This is a genomic window from Neoroseomonas lacus (genome assembly GCF_014644535.1).
GTDB classification, from domain to species: Bacteria; Pseudomonadota; Alphaproteobacteria; order Acetobacterales; family Acetobacteraceae; genus Neoroseomonas; species Neoroseomonas lacus.
In genome coordinates this window covers 199,678-225,254 of sequence record NZ_BMKW01000011.1, presented here as the reverse complement: position 1 = coordinate 225,254, position 25,577 = coordinate 199,678, and the positions used below count along the sequence as shown (strand labels likewise).

Annotated in this window: 24 protein-coding genes and 1 tRNA gene; 1 reads left to right on the top strand and 24 read right to left on the bottom strand. The window is 66.7% G+C overall.

What is annotated here, in order from left to right; genetic code table 11:
• The 19 genes from IEY36_RS21850 to miaA form a co-directional block, all read right to left on the bottom strand.
• Complete coding sequence (locus IEY36_RS21850; protein ID WP_188970815.1) at positions 1–846, bottom strand: SDR family oxidoreductase; 846 nt, start codon at positions 844–846, stop codon at positions 1–3.
• A gap of 1 nt (position 847) precedes the next feature.
• Complete coding sequence (locus tag IEY36_RS21845) at positions 848–1,648, bottom strand: crotonase/enoyl-CoA hydratase family protein (RefSeq protein WP_188970813.1); 801 nt, start codon at positions 1,646–1,648, stop codon at positions 848–850.
• Positions 1,649–1,713: 65 nt separating this feature from the next.
• Positions 1,714–2,685 carry a Bug family tripartite tricarboxylate transporter substrate binding protein gene (locus IEY36_RS21840; protein WP_188970811.1) on the bottom strand — a complete coding sequence of 324 codons (972 nt, stop codon included), beginning with the start codon at positions 2,683–2,685 and terminating at the stop codon, positions 1,714–1,716.
• 16 nt (positions 2,686–2,701) lie between these two features.
• Positions 2,702–3,103: a GAF domain-containing protein gene (locus IEY36_RS21835; RefSeq protein ID WP_229681486.1), complete on the bottom strand. Its 402-nt coding sequence runs from the start codon at positions 3,101–3,103 to the stop codon at positions 2,702–2,704.
• A gap of 424 nt (positions 3,104–3,527) precedes the next feature.
• Positions 3,528–3,603: transfer RNA gene (locus IEY36_RS21830), tRNA-Lys, on the bottom strand.
• 90 nt (positions 3,604–3,693) lie between these two features.
• Positions 3,694–4,839, bottom strand: a complete 1,146-nt coding sequence (gene rodA, locus IEY36_RS21825; protein WP_188970806.1) for a rod shape-determining protein RodA — start codon at positions 4,837–4,839, stop codon at positions 3,694–3,696.
• Positions 4,836–6,740, bottom strand: a complete 1,905-nt coding sequence (gene mrdA, locus IEY36_RS21820; protein ID WP_188970804.1) for a penicillin-binding protein 2 — start codon at positions 6,738–6,740, stop codon at positions 4,836–4,838. The genes rodA and mrdA overlap by 4 nt, the downstream gene beginning before the upstream one ends.
• Positions 6,737–7,177, bottom strand: coding sequence for a rod shape-determining protein MreD (locus IEY36_RS21815; RefSeq protein ID WP_229681485.1), 441 nt, complete (start codon positions 7,175–7,177; stop codon positions 6,737–6,739). The genes mrdA and IEY36_RS21815 overlap by 4 nt, the downstream gene beginning before the upstream one ends.
• A gap of 127 nt (positions 7,178–7,304) precedes the next feature.
• Positions 7,305–8,171 (bottom strand): rod shape-determining protein MreC, encoded by an 867-nt coding sequence (mreC, locus tag IEY36_RS21810; protein WP_188970802.1) that lies wholly within the window; start codon positions 8,169–8,171, stop codon positions 7,305–7,307.
• A 70-nt stretch (positions 8,172–8,241) separates the two neighbouring features.
• Positions 8,242–9,285, bottom strand: coding sequence for a rod shape-determining protein (locus IEY36_RS21805; protein ID WP_188970800.1), 1,044 nt, complete (start codon positions 9,283–9,285; stop codon positions 8,242–8,244).
• A gap of 148 nt (positions 9,286–9,433) precedes the next feature.
• Positions 9,434–9,709: a hypothetical protein gene (locus IEY36_RS21800; RefSeq protein ID WP_188970799.1), complete on the bottom strand. Its 276-nt coding sequence runs from the start codon at positions 9,707–9,709 to the stop codon at positions 9,434–9,436.
• Entirely contained in the window at positions 9,706–11,286 is a 1,581-nt protein-coding gene (locus IEY36_RS21795) for a 2-isopropylmalate synthase (protein WP_188970797.1), read from the bottom strand. Before IEY36_RS21795 ends, IEY36_RS21800 begins: the two co-directional genes overlap by 4 nt.
• 271 nt (positions 11,287–11,557) lie before the next feature.
• Positions 11,558–12,544 carry a tripartite tricarboxylate transporter substrate binding protein gene (locus IEY36_RS21790; protein ID WP_188970795.1) on the bottom strand — a complete coding sequence of 329 codons (987 nt, stop codon included), beginning with the start codon at positions 12,542–12,544 and terminating at the stop codon, positions 11,558–11,560.
• A 64-nt stretch (positions 12,545–12,608) separates the two neighbouring features.
• Positions 12,609–13,535, bottom strand: coding sequence for an allantoinase PuuE (gene puuE, locus IEY36_RS21785; protein ID WP_188970793.1), 927 nt, complete (start codon positions 13,533–13,535; stop codon positions 12,609–12,611).
• Between the two features lie 231 nt (positions 13,536–13,766).
• Positions 13,767–14,213 carry a hypothetical protein gene (locus IEY36_RS21780; protein WP_188970791.1) on the bottom strand — a complete coding sequence of 149 codons (447 nt, stop codon included), beginning with the start codon at positions 14,211–14,213 and terminating at the stop codon, positions 13,767–13,769.
• A gap of 108 nt (positions 14,214–14,321) precedes the next feature.
• Positions 14,322–15,338 carry a ketol-acid reductoisomerase gene (gene ilvC, locus IEY36_RS21775; RefSeq protein WP_188970789.1) on the bottom strand — a complete coding sequence of 339 codons (1,017 nt, stop codon included), beginning with the start codon at positions 15,336–15,338 and terminating at the stop codon, positions 14,322–14,324.
• A 38-nt stretch (positions 15,339–15,376) separates the two neighbouring features.
• Positions 15,377–15,895, bottom strand: a complete 519-nt coding sequence (ilvN, locus tag IEY36_RS21770; protein ID WP_188970786.1) for an acetolactate synthase small subunit — start codon at positions 15,893–15,895, stop codon at positions 15,377–15,379.
• Between the two features lie 12 nt (positions 15,896–15,907).
• On the bottom strand, positions 15,908–17,707 hold the full coding sequence (locus IEY36_RS21765; protein WP_188970777.1) for an acetolactate synthase 3 large subunit: 1,800 nt from the start codon (positions 17,705–17,707) through the stop codon (positions 15,908–15,910).
• An 89-nt stretch (positions 17,708–17,796) separates the two neighbouring features.
• Complete coding sequence (gene miaA, locus IEY36_RS21760) at positions 17,797–18,762, bottom strand: tRNA (adenosine(37)-N6)-dimethylallyltransferase MiaA (RefSeq protein ID WP_188970775.1); 966 nt, start codon at positions 18,760–18,762, stop codon at positions 17,797–17,799.
• A gap of 23 nt (positions 18,763–18,785) precedes the next feature.
• Here miaA and serB point away from each other — a divergent pair, with 23 nt between their 5' ends.
• Positions 18,786–19,679 carry a phosphoserine phosphatase SerB gene (gene serB, locus IEY36_RS21755; RefSeq protein ID WP_188970773.1) on the top strand — a complete coding sequence of 298 codons (894 nt, stop codon included), beginning with the start codon at positions 18,786–18,788 and terminating at the stop codon, positions 19,677–19,679.
• Here serB and IEY36_RS21750 read toward each other — a convergent pair.
• The 5 genes from IEY36_RS21750 to hflK all read right to left on the bottom strand — a co-directional run bounded on the left by IEY36_RS21750 (position 19,649) and on the right by hflK (position 25,303).
• Positions 19,649–21,343, bottom strand: coding sequence for a DUF6311 domain-containing protein (locus IEY36_RS21750; RefSeq protein ID WP_188970771.1), 1,695 nt, complete (start codon positions 21,341–21,343; stop codon positions 19,649–19,651). The two genes, serB and IEY36_RS21750, sit on opposite strands and share 31 nt — an antisense overlap.
• Positions 21,344–21,418: 75 nt before the next feature.
• A complete protein-coding gene (locus tag IEY36_RS21745) occupies positions 21,419–22,933 on the bottom strand; it encodes a DegQ family serine endoprotease (RefSeq protein ID WP_188970769.1) in 1,515 nt (504 codons plus the stop codon).
• Between the two features lie 107 nt (positions 22,934–23,040).
• Positions 23,041–23,235 carry a DUF2065 domain-containing protein gene (locus IEY36_RS21740; RefSeq protein ID WP_188970767.1) on the bottom strand — a complete coding sequence of 65 codons (195 nt, stop codon included), beginning with the start codon at positions 23,233–23,235 and terminating at the stop codon, positions 23,041–23,043.
• Positions 23,232–24,206: a protease modulator HflC gene (gene hflC, locus IEY36_RS21735; RefSeq protein WP_188970765.1), complete on the bottom strand. Its 975-nt coding sequence runs from the start codon at positions 24,204–24,206 to the stop codon at positions 23,232–23,234. The genes IEY36_RS21740 and hflC overlap by 4 nt, the downstream gene beginning before the upstream one ends.
• The gene (gene hflK, locus IEY36_RS21730; RefSeq protein ID WP_456307053.1) at positions 24,203–25,303 is read right to left on the bottom strand and encodes an FtsH protease activity modulator HflK; all 1,101 of its coding nucleotides are present in this window, start codon (positions 25,301–25,303) and stop codon (positions 24,203–24,205) included. The genes hflC and hflK overlap by 4 nt, the downstream gene beginning before the upstream one ends.
• Positions 25,304–25,577: the final 274 nt, after the last annotated feature.

The following is a 25,577-nucleotide window of genomic DNA, read 5'->3' as shown; positions in this document are numbered from 1 at the left end:
TCAGCGCGACGGTGTACGGGCGCGTTGCTGCGCCCATTGTTCATCCGTCCACTCCAACATCTCCTGAGCACCGGCACGCGCGCCGCCAAGCAGCCGCCGACCGCCATCGGCCACCACGCATTCGCCGGTGATGTAGCCGGCGTGCTCGGAGACGAGGAATGCCGCCAGGTCTGTGAGTTCCTCGTGCTTGCCGGCACGGCGCAGCGGCACCCCAGCATGCTCGACACCGCCCGGACGCAGCCGCGCAACGGCCGCCTCGGTGGGAAATGTGCCCGGCGCGATCGCCACCAGGCGGATCCCGTGCGGGCCCCATTCGACTGCAAGGCTCTGCGTCATCGCGAGCAGCCCCGCCTTGGCCATCGCCGAGGGCGTCGTGAAGGCGCCACCCTGCAAGGCCGACAGCGTCAGGATCGAGAGCACGACGCCAGACTGCCTGGCGTCGATCCAGCGCCGCCCACAGCCGATGGTGCAGTAGGCCGCGCCATGCAGTGTCGTGCCCAACACCGCATCCAGCGCACGCGCGGAAAGGCGGTGCGTCTGCGCCAGGAAATTCGCGGCCGCATTGTTCACCAGGATGTCGGCCGCGCCATGACGCCAGACATCATCCAGCATCGCCTCGACCGCCGCAGCATCGCGGATGTCGCACGGATGCGTCGTGACCACCGCGCCGGGCAGATCCGCACGAAAGGCCTCGGCCGTCGCGTCCAGCACCGCGGCGCGCCGCCCACAGATCGCGACCGACGCACCCAGTTCGAGGAAGCGGCGACCAATGCTGCGCCCCAGCCCCGTCCCGCCGCCCGTGACCAACGCCCGCCGCCCGGCGAGCAGCCCCGGCGCGAAGGCCATCTCAGCCGCCCGTATAGGTGGGCTTGCGCTTCTCCCGCATGGCCGCGAGCGCCTCCTTGTGGTCCGTCGTGGTGTGCGCCACCGCCTGCATGGCCGAGGACATCTCCAGCACCGTGTCGAGCCGATTATTCCACGCCTCGCGCAGAAGCCGCCGCGCCATGCGCACCGCCTGGGGCGGGTTGGCGGCAATGCGCGCGGCCAACGCCTTTGCCGCCGGGATCAATTCAGCGTCGGGCACCACCCTCGACACCAGGCCGGCCGCCAGCGCTTCCTGCGCTGTCAGCGAATCGCCGGTCAGTGCCATCTCGGACGCCTTGGCGAAGCCGACCACACGCGGCAGCAACCAGGCGCCGCCATCGCCAGGGATGATGCCGAGTTTCACGAAGCTCTCGGCGAAGCGCGCGCTCTCGGATGCGATGCGCAGGTCGCACATGCAGGCAAGGTCGCAACCGGCACCCATCGCCGGTCCATTCACCGCCGCGATCACGGGCAGTTCCAGCGTTTCCAACAGACGGGGAATGCGCTGGATGCCCCAGCGGTAGTAGCCGCGCGCCTGGGCCGCCGTCCGTTCCTTCGGACCACTCGCCGCTTCGCCCATGCGGCGAACGTTGCCGCCAGCGCAAAAGGCCGTGCCCGCGCCTGTCAGGATGGCGACGCGCACTTCCTGACCGGCATCAAGTTCAGACAGCGTGTCGAGCAGCGCGTCCTGCATCTCCGGATCAAGCGGATTGCGCGTCTCGGCACGGTTCATGGTGAGGAGGGCAATGCCATCCTCAATCTCGACCTTCAGCGGCGCATCCATTGGCGCTTCCCCCAAATCATCGGCGCGGAGGATGGAACGCGGCCGCCAGGGCGGCAAGTCGCCGGTCAGGTCGCTTCGATACCGAGCCGTTGGATCAGGGCACCCCACTTCTGCGCATCAGCACTGACGCGCCGCCCGAAGGCCTCAGCCGATTCCGGCGCCATTTCGACGCCGATGCCGCCAAGCCGTTCCTTGATCGCCGGCATCGCCAGGACCCGGTTCAGTTCGGTATTCAGTTGCTGTTGCAGGCCGGGCTCCATGCCTTTTGGCCCGAAGGCGCCGTACCAGACGGCCATTTCATAACCCGTCACCGTCTCGCCGACAGTCGGTACATCCGGCTTGCGACTCCAGCGCACGCCTTCTGTCACCGCGAGCAGGCGGAGACGGCCGCCATCGACGTGCGGCATCGTCTGCGTCGCGGCGCTGAACAGCAGTTGTGTCTGACCGGCCACGGTGTCCGTCACGGCCGGCTGGCCGCCACGATACGGCACATGGACCATCTTGATGCCGGTCATGCTCTCGAACAGCGCGGCGCAGAGATGGTTGGTCGAACCTGGCCCGGCCGAGGCATAGGCAATCTTCTCGGGATTGGCGCGGGCATAGGCGATGAATTCCGGCACTGTCTGTGCCGGCACGGACGGGTGGATCACCATGGTGTTCACCGCGAAACCCAGCATCGCGAGCGGCGTGAAGTCCGTCACACCGTCGAATGGCATGCTGCGCATCAGAGCGTGATTCATCGCATGGGTCGACATCGACCCGAACAGCAGGGTCTGCCCGTCCGGCGCCGCTTTCGCGACGACATCGGACCCGACATTGCCACTGGCACCGGAGCGGTTTTCCACCAGAACCGTCTGACCGAGCGCCTGACCGAGAGGTTCGGCAACGATACGGCCGAGTATGTCCGTGGTGCCGCCAGGCGCCCAGGGAATGATCAGCCGGATAGGCCGCGTGAAGGTGGTCTGCGCAGCGAGCGGCGTGGCCGTGAGCAGCGCAGGTGCTGCCAGCAACAGCCCGCGCCGCGGCAGCCTGGTCATCGGTCCTTGTGTCATCTCATTCCCCATTGATCGCCAACAGCGCCGGCACGGCCAGCGCCGCAAATATCGCCCCGGTCTGGGAATCGGCCTCGGTGAAATGTGCGGCGCCGTGCAGCAGGTTCAACGTACCGAGCGTGCGTCCGTTCCAGCGTACCGGCAGGTTCATCGCACTGGCGAGACCCAACGCGGCAATCTTCTGATGGTCCGGGTAGGCCCAGACGATATCGGCCGCATCGTGCCCGATCCAGGGCAGACCATCGGCCAGGAGGCGTCGAGACCACGGATGGTCCCAATTCACTGGCTTGAAGCCCGAGACAGGGTAGGCGGCCGGGTTGCTTGAATGGACCCGGCGATTCCGGCCCATGACCGGGTCATGGCGCATGATGGTGAACAGGCGATGGCCGATCGCCTCGGCCATCGCCTGTTCAATCGCAGTGAAAAGCGGCTGGGGCTGGTCAGCAGCAGCGAGCGCCGCGGCGACGCTGCGAAGGGACGGCAGGGGATCCGGTTGAAGCATGGCATCGGCTTAGCCTAGTCGCGCGAGGCTGTCCGACATTCCTTGAGCTACCGTTCAGCAACACGAGAAGGTCGCTCGCCAACCGCCACCGGCTATGGGGCAAACCAGAATTTGGCCGGAGAGCATCAATGCGGAAGCATGAAAAACTTCGGCTCGATTTGATCGTAAGCCAGATCTGAAAACTATCGCTGGCTTGGGGAACGCCCCAAGCGCACGACATCTTGCTAACATTGACGCGCAGCGTCCAGCGGGACACGCAGCAAACGAACTGCCAGCCGAAAACCGGCGAGAGCTTCCTCATTTGCTTCGTAAGAATATCGGGAAATGGTGGGCGCCGTAGGATTCGAACCTACGACCCGCTGATTAAGAGTCAGCTGCTCTACCAACTGAGCTAGGCGCCCGCCAGGAGCCGGCACGCACGCCAGTTCCAAGGACGCGCTTCATAGCCTGCGGCACGGCTTTGTCCAGCCCCTTTGCGCAGTCGTGGGGCCTCATTCCCGCATCGGTCCCATCTCGGCATCGCGATGGACATAGGCCGACAGCAGCAGGCCGAAGCCCAGCATCACCGTAATCATCGCGGAGCCGCCGTGGCTGATAAGCGGCAATGGCACCCCGCCAACCGGTATCGACCCTGTGACCATCGCAACATTCACAAAGACATACAGGAAGAAATTAGTGCCGAGCCCAATTGCCAGCAGTCTCCCGAACTGATGCTTGCTGCGGAAGGCAACCAAGTAACAGAACACCACGACCAGCAGCAGCATCGTCAGCGTCGTCAATGCGCCAACCAGGCCGAACTCTTCAGCAATCATCGTAAAAATGAAGTCGGTCTGCTTCTCCGGCAGGAAGTTCAAATGGCCCTGCGTACCCTGCAGGAACCCTTTGCCCCAAAGCCCACCCGACCCCAGCGCAATCTTCGACTGGATAATGTTGTAGCCGGCGCCGAGCGGGTCACTCTCAGGGTCGAGAAACGTGGTGATGCGTGCGCGTTGGTAATCGTGCAGCCGTTCATAGGCGATCGGTGCGGCCACGCCGATGGCCGCGAAGCCGATCGCAAACTTCCACCAGCGCATCCCGGCCGCCCAGAACACCGCAGCGCCCACCATGCCGGTGATCAGCGCCGTGCCAAGGTTGGGCTGCTTCAGAATCAACCCGACCGGCACCAGCACCGCGATCGCTGGCGGAATGAGGAACAGCGGATTGCCCACCTTCTCCCACGACGCCCGGTGAAACCAGGATGCCAATCCCAGCACGAGCATGATCTTCATGAGCTCGGAGGGCTGCAACTGCACCGGGCCAATATCGATCCAGCGCTGCGCGCCCTTGCCGACGTTGCCATGCACCAGCACGAGCACCAGCAGCGCGACACCGCCAAGATATCCCAGCCAGGCAAAGCGCGCGATCACCCTGATGTCGATCATCGCCAGCCCGAGCATCAACACCAGGCCGAAACCGAAGCGGATGGCATGCTTCTGCGCATAGGTGTCTGGATTGCCGCTGCCGGCCGACAGCAGCGCGACATAGCCGACCGCCGCCACCGCACAGAGCAGCACCACGAACGACCAGGGGATCTGCCAGAACTTCTCGAGAATCCCCGCCCCACGATCGCGCGTCAGCAGGCGGCGTTCGAAGATCATCGCGTCACCTCCGCCACCCGCTGCCCAGGACGCTGCGGTCCCAGACGCTGGAACGCCTCGACCATGATGTCCCGGGCGATCGGCCCCGCCGTGGCGCCGCCGGCCATTCCGTGTTCGACCACCACCGACAGCGCGAACAGCGGATTGTCATGCGGCGCGAAGGCCACAAACAGCGCATGCGGCCGCCATTCCCGCGGCACCGCATTGACGTTGTAGCCGCGCTCACGCTGCTCGCGCGTCACGCGCCGGACCTGGGTGGTGCCTGTCTTGCCAGCCATCTGGCCGTACTGCGCAGGTAGACGGGCGATACCGGCGGTGCCCCCGCCGCCATTGATCACCCCCCACATCGCCTCGCGGATCAGGCGCATGTCGGCATCCGGAATGCCCAGATTTGGCCAGTCCTCCGGGCGGCTGCCGCGCTGCGGACGGCCGCCAATGGCGCGCGTCAGGTGCGGCTGCAGGGCGCGCCCCGATGCGAGCCGCGCCGTCATGACCGCAAGGGACAAGGGAGTCAGCTGATAGAAGCCCTGCCCGATGCCGTGCACAATCGTGTCGCCGATCGACCAGGGCTTGCCCTGGGCCTGGCGCCAAGCCCGTGTCGGCACCAGACCTCGGCGCGTCCCAGGTAGTTCAATGTCGAGATCAACACCGAGACCAAACCGATTGGCCATTGAAGCGATCCGGTCGATACCAACACGCCGTGCCATTTCGTAAAAATAGACGTCGCAGGACGCCATGATGGCGCTACGCATATTCATGGCGCCGTGCCCGCTGCGCTTGTGGCAATGGAAGCGGTTATTGCCGAAATCGAGATGCCCCGGACAAACGACGGTATCGCCCGGCCGACAGACTTTGGCGTCGAGGGCCGCCAGCGCAACCATCATCTTGAAGGTCGAACCGGGCGCGTAGAGGCCATTGGTTGCCTTGTTGATCAGCGGCGTGGAACGGGTGGACGTCCATTGCCGCCATTGCGCCGCACTGACGCCGGAATTGAAGATGTTCGGATCAAAGGAAGGCTTGGTCGCCATCGCCAGCACCTCGCCGTTCCGTGCATCCAACAGAACTGCCGTGGTGCCTTCCTCGATCTTGGCGAGAACCGCCTTCTGCAATTCGGTCTCGACGCTGATCTGCACATCCTGGCCAGGAATGCCCTCACGCCGATCTAATTCGCGGATGACCCGGCCGACAGCATTGACCTCGACCTCCACCGCCCCGGCCCGCCCGCGCAGGATACGATCGTGGAACCGTTCCACGCCGGCTCGACCAACGCGGATGCCAGGCAACTGCAGGAGCGGATCATCACCCGCGTCGGCTTCGGCCGGGGCCGCGACATAGCCCACCACATGGGCGAGATTCTCGGTCTCCGGGTACATGCGCGTGGTACCCATATCGATGGAAATGCCTGGCAGATCGGGGGCATTCACCTCGATGCGCGCCATCTCCTCCCAACTCAGGAAGTCGCGCAACACCACCGGCACGAAGCGGCGATTTCGGCGCATTTCGCGCTCGATGCGTGCCTTTTCATGATCACCGAGCGGCACGATCTTCGAGAACGTCTCCAACGTCGCGCGGACATCGGCAGTCTGCTCTGCCACCAACAGCGCGCGCCAGTTCAGCCGGTTGCCCGCCACCACCTTGCCAGTGCGGTCCAGGATGCGGCCGCGTGGCGGGGCGAACAAACGAGCACTGACCCGATTCTCCTCGGCAAGGGTCGCGTAGCGGGCGCCCTCCTCGACCTGCAGGCGATACAGACGTGAACCAAGGAATCCGAAGGCACCCAACTGGATAACGCCAAGGACGGCCGCCCGACGGGTGAAGATACCCCGCCGGCGCTCTTCCTCCTTGCGAACGGTTCTCTCACGTCCAAGCAGACCGGCCCCACCCCATGGACGCCAGGTCATGGCGCAATCTCCGCATGGAGCATGGCTTCGTGGATCCGCGTGAGGACAAGCGCGATAGCCGGATAAAGGCCGCAAGCCAGCATCGCCGCATTCAGCGCAGGCGCGATCGGCGGCAGGCGAAGCCCGAGCAGGGACTGCAGCCCCCAATAGAAACAGGCGGCACCCACCGCCGCGACGCAAAAGCAGAGCCAGACGGTCAGGAAAGACTGCCGAACCAGGAAATAACGGAACCGCAGGCCCACCGCATGCAGCGCCAGCAAGACAAGCACCCCGGAACCGAGCGGCGCGAAGGTCAGCAGGTCCATCAGCAGGCCTAGCAGAAAGACGACGGGTGGCATCATCGCTGTCGGCCGGAACACCGACCAGAAGGTGACGCAAGGCAATGCCATGGCGAACACCGGCGACGGCAGGTTGATCGGCGCCGCCGCCAGGACCATCAGGAACGCAGTCGAAAAACCCGGAAAGGCGACCCTGGCGAAAGCGTCGATCCGCCGTAACAGGCCGGGAGCGGGGGCCGGCCTTCCGTGCGGACGGCGGGCGGGAGGGGTTGCCATGGCATGCCCCTCAGCGGCGACCGGACCGCGGCTCCGGCCGGGCAACCGCCTCGGGCGGAATGATGCCACTCAGACCATAATCGAACAGTCGGACCGCATCGAGCCGGTCGAGCCTGGCAAAGAGTTCGACCTCAGGCACGCCCTGCGAAGACAGCCGGACGATTCCAACGGGCAGTCCGGCCGGGAAGGCGCCGGCCTCGGCACTGGTGACGACCCGTTCACCATCCATTGGAATTACGCCTTCAGGCCAATGCTGAAGCCGCGGCCGGGTGCCGTTGTTGCCGGTCATGATCGCGCGAGCACGGCTCGATTCAAGCGCTACCGGAATGCGGCTGTTCATGTCGGTGGCAAGGAGGACGCGGGCCGAACGGCTGCCCACTTCAGTCACCCGGCCAACGAAGCCACGCTCGTCAAGCGCCACCTGGCCTTTGCGAATGCTGTTCTGTGGGCCGGTTGCCAGCAGCACGGCGCGTACATAGGTACCCCCGCCATCGGCAACGACACGCGCCGTGACGAAGGCCGGCGCTGCCTCCGGCAGGAAGTTCAGTTGCCGCCGGAGCATCTGGTTTTCGGTCTCAAGCGCGAGGGCAGAGGCATGCCAGCGGCGCAGGCGCTCATTCTCCTCTCGCAGCTGGCCATTCTCCTCCCGCAAGGTCGCGAGATCCTGGAGGTCCTGGATGGCCGACCGCACGGCCGCCATGGGCTCCGCAAGCGCGGCGTAGATCGGGGACAGCGCATCGGACAGGTGCGTGCGCAGTCGCTCGGCCAACAGCGTATCGGCCTTGCCAAGGAGCATGATGCCGAAGGCAGCCGCGATCATCAGCGGCAGCGATAGCCGCGCCAATGCCTGACGGAGCGGAATGCTCAGCCGGATCACGCGCCCCTCATCCCCCTGCCCGGATTGTGAAGCCCATGGCCCCGCCGGAACGGCGAGGCCGATATGGATATCAATACATCGAACTCAGGACATGGCGAAGCCGCTTGATATCCTCAAGCGCGCGCCCGGTGCCAAGGGCGACGCACGACAAGGCATCTTCTGCCACGACGACAGGCAGGCCCGTCGCATCCCGCAGCACCTGGTCCAGACGGTTCAGCAGAGCCCCACCGCCGGTCAGCACGATCCCCTTGTCCACGATGTCGGCGGCCAACTCGGGGGGCGTATTCTCCAACGCGACCTTCACCGCCTCGACAATCTGGGCCACCGGTTCGGCAAGCGACTCGGCAACCTGGCGCTGCCCGACGACAACCTCACGCGGGACGCCGTTCATCAGGTCACGGCCCTTCACCTCCGCGAGCGGCCCGTCCTCGCCATCCTCCGGCGGGGAAGCGGCGCCGATCTCAAGCTTGATGCGCTCAGCCGTGCTCTCGCCGATCAGCAGGTTAAACTGACGGCGAATGTAGGAGATGATCGCCTCATCCAGCTTGTCGCCGCCGACGCGCACCGACCGCGCATAGACGATGCCGCCCAGCGAAATCACCGCGACCTCGGTCGTTCCACCGCCGATATCGACGATCATGGAACCGGAGGGTTCCGTCACCGGCAGCCCGGCGCCGATCGCCGCGGCCATCGGTTCCTCGATCAGCAGCACCTTGCGCGCCCCGGCCGACTCGGCACTTTCCTGGATGGCGCGCCGCTCCACCGCCGTGCTGCCCGACGGCACGCAGACGATGATCATCGGCGAGGCGAAGGAGCGCCGGTTATGCACCTTGCGGATGAAGTGCTTGATCATCTCCTCCGCGACCTCGAAATCGGCGATGACGCCGTCGCGGAGCGGTCGAATGGCGGCGATGTTGCCCGGGGTGCGACCCAGCATCAGCTTGGCCTCCTCACCCACGGCCAGCACCTGCTTGCGGCCGCGCAGGTCGGAAATCGCGACCACGCTCGGCTCGTTCAGCACGATCCCGCGCCCCTTCACGTAGACAAGCGTGTTGGCGGTGCCGAGATCGATGGCCATGTCGGCGGACAGGAAGCCGAACAGGCGAGAAAACATGCGTACCGGACCTTCCGACGGTGCCGCACAGCCGGCGATGCGGGCCAGTGCCGCAGTCGCGACTGATGGGGCTTAAGAGAGGACGGGGGGCTTTACCCCCCCCTGGCCGGACTCTCAAGCCGGATTCCCCAAACCGTCCCCATGCCGATCAGGGGAAGGGCCGAACCGGCTTTATTTCGCCAGGCTGCAGACCGCCGAGATGCCGCAGGATGGCCTGATACTGTGGGTCGCCAAGTGGGTAGGTCAGGCGGGCATCACCGATGGTGCCACGCCCCCGGGCGACCAGGTCGAGCACGATGGTCCCATCCGCCAACATCCGCGCCGTGCCGATCGGCGTGTCGGAAGGGGTCGCCTGTTGACCGAACGCCGCGCCAGACGGTGCGAGCATCATTGCCAGCACCGCCCGGCGCAGGACCCGGCTCACGCGCGGAGCACGACAGGCGGCTCCGTCCGCTGCCGCTTCACCAGCAGCTTGTTCAGCGCATGCACATAGGCCCGCGCCGAAGCGACGATGGTGTCGGTATCCGCCCCCTGCCCGTCCACCAGCTTGCCGTCTTCCTCCAGCCGCACCGTCACCCGCGCCTGGGCATCGGTGCCACTGGTCACCGCCTGTACGGCATAGAGCTTGAGCGTCACCTCATGCGGGAAGGCCTGGCGCAGCGCGGCGAAGGTTGCGTCTACGCCGCCGTCGCCGGTGGCCATGCCGTCGGCGCGCTCGCCATCGACCTCGATCGCCACCGTCGCCATCGGCTTGGTACCCATGCCGGTGGAGACATTCAGCCCGGTCAGGCGGATGCGTTCATTGGCGCGGCCGACCTCGTCATCGACCAGGGCGGCGATGTCCTCGTCATAGACGACCTTCTTGCGGTCGGCGACGTCCTTGAAGCGCTTGAAGGCGTCGTTGAGCTGGTTGTCGCCGACCTCATAGCCCAGCGTCTTCAGCCGGTCCCGGAAGGCGGCGCGGCCCGAATGCTTGCCAAGAATGATGCTGTTGGTCGTCCAGCCTACCGATTCCGGCGTCATGATCTCGTAAGTCGAGGCATCCTTCAGCACGCCATCCTGGTGGATGCCCGATTCATGCGCGAAGGCGTTGCGCCCGACGATCGCCTTGTTCGGCTGCACGTCGAAGCCGGTGATGGTCGCCAGCAGCTTCGAGGTGCGCAGGATGCGCTGGGAAGCGATGCCCGTCGTCGCATGCAGCGCGTCGTGGCGCGTGCGCAGCGCCATCGCCACTTCCTCGAGGCTCGCATTGCCGGCCCGCTCGCCGATGCCGTTGATGGTGCATTCCACCTGGCGCGCGCCGGCCTGGATCGCCGCCAGCGTGTTCGCCACCGCGAGGCCCAGGTCATTGTGGTTGTGGGTCGAGAAGATCACCTTCTCCGCCCCCGGCACCTTGTTGATCAGCGTCGAGAAGATCAGCCCCATATCGGCCGGCAGCGAATAGCCGACGGTGTCGGGAATGTTGATCGTCGTCGCCCCGGCCTTGATCGCGGCTTCGACGCAGCGGCACAGGAACTCGAGGTCCGAACGCGAACCGTCCTCGGCCGACCATTCCACATCGGCGGCGTGGTTGCGCGCGAGCGTCACCGTCTCCGTGATGCGCTGCAGGACATCCTCGCGCGACATGCGCAGTTTCACCCGCATATGCAGGTCGGAGGTGGCGAGCACGATGTGGATGCGCGGCCGCGCCGCACCCTTGGTCGCCTCGGCCGAGGCCATGATGTCGGCGGTATTGGCGCGGCTGAGGCTGGCCACCACGGGCCCGTCCTTCGCGAAGCGTTTGGCGATCGACTGCACGGAGTCGAAATCGCCGGGGCTGGCGATGGCGAAGCCGGCTTCCAATACATCGGCGCCAAGTTCGTGCAGCGCCTCCGCCATGCGCAGCTTCTCCTCGAGGTTCATCGAGAAGCCCGGCGACTGCTCGCCATCGCGCAGGGTGGTGTCGAAGATGATGATGCGGCCGTCGGCCAGTTCGCCGAAGGAGGGATGATTGATGGCCATGGACTGCGTTTCCCGTGGTCGTGATGTGGCTGCGCGCGATCGGTCTCAGCTTCCCCTGAGCGATGTCCGGCCGCGTTCAGCCGGGCGTCACGCCCAGGGGCGAGTAAGTCGAAGCAGAAGGAGGCCGAGCGGGGCGCGCGCGCAGGTCTGGGCGGAATGCCCCAACATCAGACCGGCCGAGATGGCGCGCAGCTTCATCGCAACTATAGTTTAGTCATGGCCGTGCCGCTCCGGCAAGCCTCCTGGCCGCACGGCACCGCGACGGGGCGGATCACTGGGTCTGGCCGGCCCGCAGTAATTCCTCGATCAGCGGCCGCAATTCCTCCTCCTCATTCGCCCAATAGGCGGCGAATCCCTCAGGCCCTTGGAAGGTGATCGGAATGTTGAGCTGACGCATGCGTTCGGCGTGTTCCGGCGCCTTGATGGCGCGTTCCAGCCCGCCGGCCATTCGCGCCAGCACCTCCGGCGGCAGCCCGGCCGGACCGACAAAGCCTCGGGTCGACCCGGCCACGATGTCATAACCCTGCGTCCGCGCCGTCGGCACGCCCGGCAAAAAGGGACTCTCCTGCGGCGAGAGCACGGCGATGGCCCGCATGGTGCCTTGACGGATCTGCCCGCTGGTGGTCCCGACTGCGAAGATCGCGGCTTCGGTCTGGCCACCAAGCAGGGCCGTCAGCGCCGGTCCGGCGCCATTGAAATGCACTTGGTTGAAGGTGACGCCGGCCAGCCGCTGCAGTCGGATCGAGGCCAGGTGCTCATGCCCGAGGATGCCGTTGTCGGACATCCGGAAGTCGTCCGGCCGCGCCTTCGAGGCGGCGATCATGTCGGCAAGGCTACGCAGCGGACTGTCGGCGCGCACCACGATGGCGCCCGGGTCGGTCACATGCAGCGCGAGCGCAGTGAAGCTGGCGCGCGCGAAGCCCGCCTGACGCGAAGGGTCGAGATAGAGCGTCGTGGTCTGCGGCCACAGCCCGTAGCCGATCGTCAACCCATCCGGCCTGGCACGCGCCACCTGCCCCATGCCGATTTGACTGCCCGCACCGGGCCGGTTCTGCACGACGACGGGCATGCCGATCTCGCGCTCGAGCAGCGGCGCCAGGGCGCGGGCACCAATGTCGTTCCCACCGCCGGGTGGATAGGGGACGATGAGTTCCACCGTGCGGCCACCCTGCGCCACAGCGCCACGCGCAAGCGCGAGCGCCGGCAGGGCGAGGATGGTACGACGGCCAAGGGCGGCAACGGGTCGCGGCACAGACATGATGGCAGCTCCAGCTCGATCTCCGCGGAGGACGATCGCGGTCCGGCAGCCACGAACGCAAGCACTATGCCGCCGGCGGATGCCTCGCCCACCAATGCCGTGCAATGTCGGCCCGGCGGCAGACCCAGACATCCGTCTCAGCCGCTACCCGGGCCAGGAAGCGCTGCAGAGCCGCCGCCCGCCCGGGCCGGCCGATCATGCGGCAATGCAGCCCGACCGACATCATCTTCGGTGCACCGCCGCGGCCCTCTGCGAGCAGAACTTCGAAAGCGTCGGTCATGTAACGCTCCCAACCATCCGGGCTCGAGAAGCCTGGCGGCACCGCGTACTTCATGTCGTTGGCATCGAGCGTGTAGGGGATGACGAGATGCGGCCCGGCCGCACCCTGCACGTAATAGGGCAGGTCATCATCATAGGCGTCGCTGTCGTAGAGAAAGCCGCCATGTTCCATCACCAGCCGGCGCGTATTCGGGCTGATGCGTCCGGTGTACCAGCCAACCGGGCGGGTACCGGTCAGACGTGCGATGGTCTCGACGCAGCGGGCGATCTCGGCGCGTTCCGTCGCCTCATCCATGTTCTGATAGTCGATCCAGCGCCAGGCATGGGAGGCAACCTCATGCCCGGCGGCGGCAAAGGCGCTGGCCGCCTCGGGGTTGAGTTCCAACGCCCGGCCAACGCCATACACGGTCAACGGGAAATCCTGTGCAGCAAAGGCGCGCAACACACGCCAGACACCTGCCCTTGCTCCATAGTCGAACTGCGATTCCACCGTCCGATTGCGTTCGCCAACAAGAGGTGAGCCGCCCGGCACCTCGTGCAGATACAACTCGCTGCCGGCATCGCCATTGAGAATCGTGTTCTCGCCGCCCTCTTCGTAATTCAGCACGAAGGAGACAGCGAGCTTTGCTCCGCCCGGCCAGCACGGATCGGGCGGGTTGGGGCCGTAGCCCCGGAAGTTGCGAGGATAGAAGGTCTCGGGGTCGGGGATCATGGCGACAAGAGTGACGAGACACTCCCCGCCCGGTCAACGCCGCGTTTGCGTGCCGTGCACGAGCGCCTGGATGAAACCCAGATTTCCAACCACCGCCGGCGACAGCACGAAGGGGTAGAGGTCCGGCAATGGGCCCATGGCTGGGCTTCCGTTCGGGAAAACCCTGCAATGCCGCGACTGTGCGGAAAGTTGCATGCGGCGCGCAGACGCCGGACATGCCGCCAGGCGCTACTACGCGACGCCGATGCCCTGGGTAGTGTTGGTCACGCGGCCCAACTCACCAAGCAGCCAGGCAATGGCCTGATGCCCGTTCTCGCTGTCCTCGCCAGCCGTCTTGTGGGTTCGGAACTGCTTGGAGCGCTCGTTCTCTTCCTTCACGTAGTCGCGCGACCACTTCCAAACCCCGCCGCCATCATAGGCGACGTAATAATAGAGCCAGAAAACGATTCCCTCATCTGATGAAATGTCTAGCTGGTCCTTGAGATGAATACTGTTGACTGAATACTTGTAATCGCCGCCACCATAGACTCGGCGGCCACCTTCCTGCACGTTGAGATCTAATCGGTAATGACTGCCGCGGTTATCATATTCAAGCAGGATGAAACCATTCGAATTCCATTTAAATGTGCAATTGGCAATATTCTTCAGTTCTGACTCATAAACGATGAGGCCCACCATCGCACATCTCCCGCGCCGTAGCGAAATCGTACCAGGTGAGGCTGCAACCCGGAAGTGAAACCGCGACAAGGGGCGCCGGCATCCCCGTGCCGGCGCCCCGCTTCCGCCTCAGTTCTTCGCCTTGTCCACCAGGGCGTTCTTGCTGATCCACGGCATCATGCCGCGCAGCTTCGCGCCCACTTCCTCGATCGGATGGGCGGCATTGCGGCGACGCGTCGCCTTGAACGACGCCTGGTTCACCTTGTTCTCAAGCATCCAGTCGCGCGCGAACTTGCCGGACTGGATGTCCTCGAGCACGCGCTTCATCTCGGCCTTGGTCTCCGAGGTGATGATGCGGGGCCCCGTGACGTATTCGCCATACTCGGCGGTGTTGGACACCGAGTAGTTCATATTGGCGATGCCGCCCTCATAGATGAGATCGACGATCAGCTTCACCTCGTGCAGGCACTCGAAATACGCCATCTCGGGGGCGTAGCCGGCCTCGACCAGCGTCTCGTAACCGGCGCGGATCAGCTCCACGAGACCACCGCAGAGGACGACCTGCTCGCCGAACAGATCGGTCTCGCATTCTTCCTTGAAGCTCGTCTCGATCACGCCTGAACGGCCGCCACCGATGGCCGAGGCATAGGACAGCGCGATCTCGAGCGCATTGCCCGACGGGTTCTGGTGCACCGCCACCAGGCAGGGCACGCCGCCGCCCTTCTGGTATTCGCCGCGCACGGTATGGCCGGGGCCCTTCGGCGCGATCATGAACACGTCGATATCGGCGCGCGGATCGAGCAGGTTGAAGTGCACGTTCAGGCCATGGGCGAAGGCGAGCGCCGCGCCCGGCTTCATGTTGTCGTGCAGTTGGTCGCGGTACAGGTCGCCCTGCAGCTCATCGGGCGTCAGCACCATGATGACATCGGCCCACTTGGCCGCTTCGGCCGGGGTCATCACCTTGAAGCCAGCGGCCTCGGCCTTGGCCCAGGACCCGCCCGGACGCAGCCCGATGACGACATCCTTCACGCCGGAATCGCGCATGTTCATCGCATGCGCATGGCCCTGGCTGCCGAAGCCGATGACCGCGACCTTCCGGGCCTTGATCAGGTTCACATCCGCATCGCGGTCGTAGTAGACGCGCATGGCTGCGCTCTCCCTTCTTCTACAGAACGTCCAAAAACTCAGTTGATTCCGCGCGGTCCCCGCGCGATCGCCACCGCACCCGTCCGCGACACCTCCGCCAGCCCGATCGGCCGCATCAGCGCACAGAACGCGTCGATCTTGTCGGCATTGCCGGTCATCTCGAAGACGAAGCTCTCGATCGTCGCATCCACGACGCGAGCGCGGAACGCATCGGCCAGGCGCAGCGCCTCCATCCGGTGTTCGCCCTTGCCGACCACCTTGATCAGCGCCAGCTCGCGCGTCAGGTGCGGTCCCTCCAGCGTCAGGTCCGACACCTTGTGCACCGGTACCAGGCGATCGAGCTGCGCCTTGATCTGCTCGATCACCATCTCGGTGCCGGAGGTGACGACGGTGATGCGCGAAATCCGCCCCGTCTCATCCACCGGCGCCACAGTCAGGCTGTCGATGTTGTAGCCGCGGCCGCTGAACAGCCCGATCACCCGGGCCAGCACGCCGGCCTCGTTTTCCACCAGCACGGCGATCGTCGCCGCGCGCTGCGCGTTCTCTGCTTCCGACATTGCCCGCGCCCTTCAGACCAGAACCTTGCCTTCGTCGGTAACGCCGGCAACGCCGCCCTCCTGCTCCGGCCCGAGGATCATCTCGTTATGCGCGGCACCAGAGGGGATCATCGGGAAGCAGTTCTCATCCTTGGCCACCGCGATATCGGCGATGACGGGTCCGGGGTAGGCGATCATCTCGCGGATACCAGCATCGAGGTCGGCCGGGTCGGTCACACGGATGCCCTTGGCATGGAAGGATTCCGCCAGCTTCACGAAATCCGGCAGCGCGGCGGAATACGATTCGGAATACCGCCCGCCATGCAGCAATTCCTGCCACTGGCGGACCATGCCCATGTACTCGTTGTTCAGGATGAACACCTTCACCGGCAGCCGGTACTGCGCCAGCGTGCCCATCTCTTGGATGTTCATCAGGATTGAAGCCTCGCCGGCGATGTCGATGCACAGCGCATCGGGATGCGCGATCTGCACGCCCATCGCCGCCGGCAGGCCGTAACCCATTGTCCCAAGCCCACCCGAGGTCATCCAACGGTTCGGCTTCTGGAAGCCGAAATACTGCGCGGCCCACATCTGGTGCTGGCCAACCTCGGTCGAGATGAAGGTCTCGCGCCCGAGTTCGCGCGTGATCTCGTACAGCCGCTTCACCGCATGCTGCGGCTTGATGATCTTGCCTTCCTGGCGATAGCGCAGGCAGTCGATGCCGCGCCATTCGTCGATCTGCCGCCACCAGGCGGTCAGCGCAGGCTTGTCCTGCGCCTGCCCATCGGCCTTCCACGCCTCGATCAGCGCGGCCAGCACGCGTCCCGCATCGCCCACGATCGGCACATCGACCGGCACGTTCTTGTTGATCGAGGACGGGTCGATATCCGCATGGATCTTCTTCGACCCCGGCGAGAAGGCATTGAGCCGCCCCGTCACGCGGTCATCGAAGCGCGCCCCGATGTTCAGCATGACGTCGCAGCCATGCATGGCGAGGTTCGCCTCGTAGGTCCCGTGCATCCCCAGCATGCCGACGAACTGCTTGTCGTCGGAGGAGAAGGCGCCAAGCCCCATCAGCGTGTTCGTGCAGGGGAAGCCGGTCATGTGCACGAAGTCGGTCAGCAGCCGCGACGCCTCCGGCCCCGCATTGATGACACCACCGCCGGCATAGACGATCGGCTTCTTCGCACCCTTCAGCAGCGCGATAGCCTTGCGGATCTGCTCTCCATCCGGCTGCGTCTGCGGGCGATAGGAACGGTGCTCGGTCTTCGGCGCCTCGGAATACGGCGCCTTGTTGATCAGGATGTCCTTCGGCAGGTCAATGACCACCGGGCCCGGCCGGCCGGACTTCGCCACATAGAAGGCCTCATGCACCACACGGGCGAGGTCCTCGGACTTCTTGACCAGATAATTGTGCTTGGTCGCCGGGCGCGTGATGCCGGTGGTGTCGGCTTCCTGGAAGGCATCGTTGCCGATCAGATGCGTCGGCACCTGGCCGGTCAGGCAGACGATCGGGATGCTATCCAACAGCGCATCCACCAGCCCGGTCACCGCATTGGTGGCGCCAGGGCCGGAGGTCACCAGCACGCAGCCCACCTTGCCAGTGGACCGGGCATAGCCCTCGGCCGCATGCACCGCGGCTTGCTCATGGCGCACCAGGATGTGGCGGATGGCGTTCTGCTGGAAGATCGCGTCGTAGATCGGCAGTACCGCGCCGCCGGGATAGCCGAAGATAACCTCGACGCCGTTATCCTTGAGCGCGCGCAGGACGACCTCGGCGCCCGACATCGTCAGGGCGGCTTCGGTGCTGGCGGTCTTGGTGGCGGCGGACATCGGGGCTGATCTTTCCTCATCGAACGGTTGCCACCCGCGGAAGGATCCCGCGGGCAAGGGGGCGCTCTTAGACCCCGCGCCGCGACGCGTCAACGCACGCGATCAATAAAAGCGATGACGTCAGCCTCAAAACTTTCCGAAAATTGCGCCACATCCGCTATGCGCGCATGGATCGTATGCATTCGCGACGCATCAGCGAGCGGATGATGCCGAAACCAGGTCGCCTGCCGCTTTGTGTACCGCCCCGTATTGAGCATCGCCCGGGCGGAGGCATCGGCCAGATTCACCCGCCCGGCCAGAAGCGCCGCCAGTTCCGGCACGCCATGCGCGCGCATCGCTGGCAAGGCCGGGTCCAGCCCCTGCGCGACCAGGGCTCGCACCTCCTCGATCGCCCCGCCGTCGAGCATCGCCGCCCAACGCGCCGCGATGGCGCTGCGCAGTGCCTCCCGCGGCGGGTCGATCAGGATGGCGGCGAAGCGCCAGGGCGCCGGCCCCGTCCCGCCATCCGCCTGCCAGGCAGCCAGCCCTCGGCCCGTCCCGCGCCACACTTCCCAGGCACGGGCAATCCGCTGGCTATCCGAAGGCCGCAGCCGGCCCGCCGTCAGTGGGTCCTCGGCCATCAACCGCGCATGCAACGCCGCCACGCCTTCCTCGGCGAGCAGGCGACGCGCCTCTTCCCGCGCGGCCTCTGGTATCGCGGGGATGTCGGACAGCCCCTGCGTCAGGGACGCGAAATACATACCCGTCCCACCGCACAGAATTGGCAACCGGCCGGCCGCGTGCGCCTCCGCCATCGCCGCCAGAGCCTCGCCGCGCCACCAGGCGACGCTGGCCGCTTCCGCCGCCGGGCGTACGCCATACAGGCGATGCGGCACCAACGCCTCCTCTGCCACCGTCGGCCGTGCGGTGATCACCCGCAGCTCCCGATAGACCTGCATGCTGTCGGCATTGATCACCACACCGCCAAGCCGTTCGGCGAGCGCCAGCGCCAGCGCCGACTTCCCACTGGCGGTCGGGCCGGCGACCAGCAGTGCGGTCGGTTGATCCGCGCTCATGGCAGGAGCATACCCCGGCGCGCATGGACCATGTTCTGACCCTGATCGCGGCGCCCGGTGGTCTTTCCACCGCTTCGCTGCATGCCGCGCGCGACGCCCTGGCCCGCATTGGTGCGACCACCGGCACGCCGGATTGGCTCGCGCCGGAGCAGGCCGCCGACCTGCCCTTCGCCGGCCTCGCTGCTGACCAGGCGGATGCCGCGGCCCGGCACGCCCTCACCGGCCAGCCCGTCGACATCATCGCGCAGGCAGCCGCCGGCCGGCGCAAGCGCCTGCTGATCGCCGACATGGACAGCACCATCGTCACCACCGAGACGCTGGACGAACTCGCCGGCCAGGCCGGTATCAAGGAGCGCATCGCCGCCATCACGAAGCGCGCGATGAATGGCGAACTCGATTTCGAAGGCGCCCTGCGCGAGCGCGTCGGCATGCTGAAGGGCCTGCCGGTCGAGGCCATGCAGCGCACCTGGGAAGAAACCGAGCTGATGCCCGGTGCGACGCAACTGGTCGCGACGATGCGCGCGGCCGGGGCGCGCTGTGCGCTGGTCTCGGGCGGCTTCACCTTCTTCACCGGCCGCGTCGCCGCCCTGGTTGGTTTCCACGAACACCACTCGAACACGCTCCTCGAGGCGGATGGCCGCCTGACCGGTGATGTCGCCGACCCGATCCTGGGACGCAACGCGAAACTGGCCACGCTGAAGCGGCTTGCCGCCGAGGAGGGCATCGGGCTCGAGGCGACGCTGGCGGTCGGCGACGGCGCCAACGATCTCGACATGATCCAGGCCGCCGGCCTTGGCGTGGCCTATCGCGCGAAGCCGGTCGTGGCCGCCGCCGCGCGGGCGCGCGTCGAGCACGGTGACCTGAGCGCGCTCCTGTTCGCCCAGGGCTATCGCAACACGGAATTCGTCGCCGACTGATGCTCCCAGTCGGGCGCCAGCACCCAACGCCCGTCAATGCGTTCAAGCCGGTCCCGCGTGGAGTGCAGCCCGGCGCGGGCCCGCGCCAACGACGCCGCATCGCCGAGTACATAGAACGTGTGCGGCTCATGCTCCCCGGTCTCGAGGTGGCGGGCGACCGCGGCGTTCACCGCCTCGACCGCACGCGGATCAAGCCGCGCCAGATAAACCGCGTCGGTCTGCAGGCCGAGCGTGGCGGCATAGACTGCGACTTCCTCCCAATTCGTCGCCTGCATGCCGGTCGGCACGACACGGACATAAGCGTAGCGGCGCGCCGCCTCGGCCCAGAACGGGTCAGCCAGGCGCAGCGCCACAGTTGGCGGCTGCGGCGAGAAAAAATCGTTCAACCGTGCCAGGCCGGGGCGTAGATCCGCCGCCTGCAGCATCAGGGCGGCGAACAGCACGAAGCCCGCGCGCTTGCTGCCCAACCCGCGCACCAGCGCGACGCAGGCCCCGAACAGGACAGTGTAGAGGACCGGCCAGAAGAAGCGCTCCGACGCCCGCAACGCATCAGCGCGGGAGACGAACCAATCTGGCATCGGGATCACCTCGAAGACCACGCCACCGATAGCGACCCGATGCGACACGGCCAACACGAGCAGCCCGGCCATCACCAGAACGAGCGCCCAACGGCGGTGCAGCGCCCCGCGAGGCCCCAGCAGCCAAGCCAGCGCGCCAGCAGCGATGACCGCCAGCGCGCCGAGCCCTGGATAGGAGTTGCCGGCCTCCAGATGGTCGGCGGTCGTGATGTCCGGCAGCAGCGCGCCCCAGTATCCGGCATCGAAGGGTGCCAGCAAGTCGAGCTGCATCTGGCCATAGCCGCCCCAGGTACCGCCGAAGCCGCCAGCAAGCTCGAACAACCCGCCAGCCCAGAGCCCGGCAACGCCCAGCGCCGGCACGACCAGCAGCTCGGCGACAATCCGCCACCCGCCGCGCCGTGCCGGATCACTCGCCCGCGCCAGCCAGTCAGCCATCCAGAAGGCGCCGACCATCGGCAGGATATAGGCCTGCACCAACGACGCCGCGACCAGCAGCGCGGCCCAGGCGAGCAAGCGCCGGAGCCCCGTCCCCGGCACGACGCACAGCCACAGCCCCGCCAGCAGCAGGAACTGGCCGCCCAGGGCGAAATGCCCACCCAGCCGCCCCAGCAGCAGTGGCTGCAAGACGAACAGCCCTGCCCCCGCCAGCCGTGCCAGCGGGTGGCGCGTCACCTGCCCGATGAGTGCCCAGGCAAACAGCGCCTGCAACGCCCCGCAGGCATAGATCCACATCCCCCAATATTGGGCGACCTCGACCACCGGCCGCAGCGCCTTGAAAGCAAAGGCCAGCAATGGAATGGAATCGGAATAGAAAATAGAGGAGGCCAGCTCCAGCCCCCAGCCGGGATTGGCCCCGGGCGGCCAGCGCCAGACATCCTGGGCGAAGGCGGTCCAGCCAAGCCAATATTGGACGGGATCAGGGCCAATCCGCCCCGACAGCATCCAGCCTGTCTCGCCCGGCAACAGGATTCGGGCGCCAAAAGCGGCGTGGATGACGAACAGACCCAGCACCATCGCGGCCAGCCCGCCAAACCAGTCGGCGGGGCTGGCGTTCAGCGTCGGATCTGGCGTGGCCTGACGCTTCATCGGGGCAGCATCGCGGCCCCGCGTGTCGAAACAACGGCAGCCTGTGACAGCCGGAGGGGTCTGGCCCCTCCGCGATCAACCCGGCGCGCCGCGCTCCCCGCGCAACCGCAGCGGCACGAAGCGCTGGCCGCCCGTGCCCTCCACCCCGAACAGGGCGACGCCGCGGTTCTGCTGGCGCAGCCGCGCGATGCGCTCCTGCACCTCGGCCGGTGTGGTCACGCGTTCCTGCTGCACTTCGACGATCACGTCACCCGGCCGAAGTTCCCGCTCGGCTGCCGGGCTGTTCGGCGCCACCTCCACGATGACGACACCGTTCTGCTCGGCCCGCAGGCTGAAGCGCTGGCGCAGCTCATCGGTTATCGGCGCCACCATCAGGCCAAGACCCTCCAGCTCCACCGGGCGCGCCGGCTGGGCCGGGGCCGGTGCGGCGGCGGCAGCCTGGCTCTGGTCAGCCGGCAGCTCGCCGAGCGTGATGGACACCGTCTCTTCCTTGCCATCGCGCCAGATCACCACGGGCACCTGCTCGCCCACGGTGTTGTCGGCGACGATGCGCGGCAGGTTGCGCATCTCGCGCACCTCGGCCCCATTGAAGCGCAGGATGACGTCACCCGAACGGATACCGCCCGCCGCCGCCGGCCCACCTTCCTGGGCGCGGGCGACCAGCGCGCCGCGGGCACCGCCCGGCAGGCGCAGCGCCTCGGCAATCTCGTCCGTCACCTGCTGGATATTGACCCCGAGCCAGCCACGACGCACCCGGCCACCGTCGCGCAGCTGCACCACGATGCGGCTCGCGAGATTGGACGGGATCGAGAAGCCGATGCCGATCGAACCGCCCGAAGGCGAATAGATCGCGGTGTTGATGCCCACCACCTGGCCAGCCATGTTGAACAGCGGCCCACCCGAATTGCCGCGGTTGATGGCGGCATCGGTCTGGATGAAGTCGTCATAGAGCCCCTGGCGGATGTCGCGGCCGCGCGCCGAGACGATGCCGGCCGTGACGGTCCCGCCCAGCCCGAAGGGGTTCCCGATCGCCAGCACCCAGTCGCCGACCTGCGCGTCATCGGAATTGCCGAAGGTGACGGCGCTCAGCGGGTGTTCGGTGCGGATACGCAGAACGGCCACATCGGTGCGCGGGTCGGTGCCCAGCAGCTCCGCACGGATGGTCGTGTTGTCCTGCAGGATGACGTTGATCTCATCCGCGCCGTCGATGACGTGGTTGTTCGTCACCACGATGCCCTGCGCCGCATCGATGATGAAGCCCGACCCGAGCGACTGGCCGCGCCGCTGCGGGCGCTGCGGCTGCTGCGGGCCGCCTTCCTGGCCAGGGCGGTTGCGGTTGAAGAAGTCGCGGAAGAATTCCTCGAAGGGGCTGCCGGGCGGGGCCTGCGGCATCTCCGGCGCATCCGGCCGGCCGGGGCGCGCCTGCACGGCCTGCGTGGTCGAGATATTGACCACCGCCGGCAGCAGCTGGCGGGCGAGCGGTGCGAAGGTTTCCGGCGCTCGCTGCGCGTCGGCGGGCGATACGAGGGAAGCACCCGCCAGAACGGCGGAAAGGACGATGACGGCAAAGCGCACGGCGGTGAACCTCATGCGGAATGATCCAGAGCGGGTCGTATAGGGAGGATGCGGCGATCCAGCCCTGGGGCGGAAGCCTTCATCATGCAACGAAATGCTGCATGGACGCCATGAACGGCCACTTAACCATCCTTCAGCGCCCAGGCGATGGCAACACCCAGCACGGCTGCCACCAAACCACCGAGGCGCAAGCGCTGTTCGGGCGCCTCGGCCAGGGTCTTGATCGCCCGGCGCATGGCAGCGGGGGCCAGGGCGTAGGCCATACCCTCCAGGGCCAGCACGACGGCCACACCCTGGAGGAGCCCGGTCAGCGTCACTTCGGCGCCGGCGCATCCGTTGCCGGCGCTGGCGACGGCCTATCAGCCGGAGCCGGAGCCGTTGCGGGCGTCGGCGCTGTCGCGGACGTCGACGCCGGTGCCTGCGGCAGCCCGCCACTGCCGCGGAAGTAGCGGAAGAACTCGGAATCCGGCGTCATCACCATGCGGGTGTGCCCTTCCGAGAACGCCTCGCGATAGGCCTGCATGCTGCGCCAGAACTGGAAGAACTCGATGTCACGGCCGAATGCCGCGGCAACGATGCCGATCGCTTCCTGTTCGCCCTGGCCGCGCAACACGTCGGACTGCGCCTGGGCTTCCGCCAGCAGCACGGTCCGCTCGCGCTCGGCGCCGGCACGCACGCGCTGCGCCACCTCGGCACCCTCCGCGCGGGCTTCCCGGGCGACGCGTTCGCGCTCGGACTGCATGCGCGACAGGATCGCCTGGGTGTTTTCCTCCGGCAGGTCGGCGCGACGGATGCGGACATCCACGACCTCGATGCCGAACTGCCGCGCCTCGGCGTTCACCTGGTTGCGGATCTCACCCATGATCCGCGGCCGGTCGGTCGACAGGACCGAGAGCAGCGGCTCATTGCCCAGCACGCGCCGCAACGAGGACGAGACGATCGAATTCAGCCGCGCGCGGATGCCCTGCTCGGTCGCTCCCACGGTTTGGTAGAACACCAGCGGATTGGTGATGCGATAGCGCGTGAAGCTATCCACGATCAGCCGCCGCTGGTCACCCAGGATGACCTCCTCGCCCGGCGCATCGAAGTCGAGCAGCCGGCGGTCGAAGGTGATGACCGACTGGATGAACGGCAACTTCACATGCAGGCCTGGCGTCTCGATGACCCGGATCGGGTCGCCGAGCTGGGTGATGAGCACCTGCTGCGTCTGCTGCACGGTGAAGACGGAGGAAACCGCCGTCAGCCCGACGACCACCAGCGCACCGATGGCAATGACCGAGCGGTTCATCGCGTGGCTCCTGGCTGAATGCGGCCCTGAACGGCGGGACCGCCCGGCGCCCCGGACGGCGGCAGGGGTGCCGGCCGCGTCGTCGGCACGCTGCTGCTGCTGCCCTGCAGCGCGCGCGGGGTATTGCCGGCGTCGCCGAGCGGCAGGAAGGGCACCACGCCCTGCAGCCGGTCATCGACGATCACCATCGGGTTGCGCCGCAGGATGTCCTCCATCGTTTCAAGGTAAAGGCGCCGCACCGTCACATCGCGCGCCGACTGATAGGCGGTCAGCACCGAGGTGAACCGCGCCGCCTCGCCGCTGGCGCGGGCGATCTGGCTTTCGCGGACGCCGCGGGCTTCCTGGACGATCCGCTCGGCCTCGCCGCGGGCGCGCGGGATGATGTCGTTGCGGAAGGATTCCGCCTCGTTGCGCAGCCGCTCTCGGTCGGCATTGGCGCGCTGCACATCGCGGAAGGCATCGACCACCTGGGGCGGCGGATCGACCTTCTGCAACTGCACCTGCATGATCTCGATGCCGGCGTTGTACTGGTCCATGATCGCCTGGGTGCCGGCACGGACATCCTGCTCGATCTGCGCGCGCGCCTCGGTCAGCGCGGGCTGGATCGGCGTGCGGCCGATCACCTCCCGCATCACCGATTCGGCGGCCGCCTTGACGGTGCTTTCCGGGTTGCGGGTGTTGAACAGGAATTCGCCGGCATCGCGGATGCGCCAGAACACCGCGACGTCGATGTCGATGATGTTCTCGTCACCCGTTAGCATCATGCTTTCGGCCAGCACGTCGCGCGACGGCTGCACACGGCCGGAGACGACCCCCACCTCCGGCGTGCCGATGAAGCCGATATCGACGCGGTTGATGCGCGTCACGCGCGGCGTCGTCACCGATTCGACCGGCCAGGGGATGTGATAGTTCAGGCCCGGCGGCGCCGTGCGGTTGAAGGCACCGAAGCGCATCACGACGCCCTGTTCGTCGGGCTGCACCCGATAGAAGCCCGAGGCCCCCCAGAACGCCACCAGCACCAGACCGAGCAGCGCCAGCCCCTTGCCGCCGCCGCGCGGCAGGTAGCGGCGCACCGCCTCCTGCGCCTGGCGGATCATATCATCGAGGTCGGGTCCGCGCCCACCACCGGTGGGCCCACCGGGTCCGCCACCGCCGGGCGGAGGCGGCGAGCCCCACGGCCCGCCGGGCTTCGGGTTCCCCCAGGGACTCTGGCCGCCGCTGTTGTTCCAGGGCATTCGACGTTGGGCCTCCAAACTCAATTCAAGGTGGTGACGTCTCGCCCGGCGCCTGCCATGTGGGGATGCATGACGCGCCGCGACCGACCATATGCATGCCGGTCGGGTCACCGGGGGGGTGACCCGTTCGAAGCGT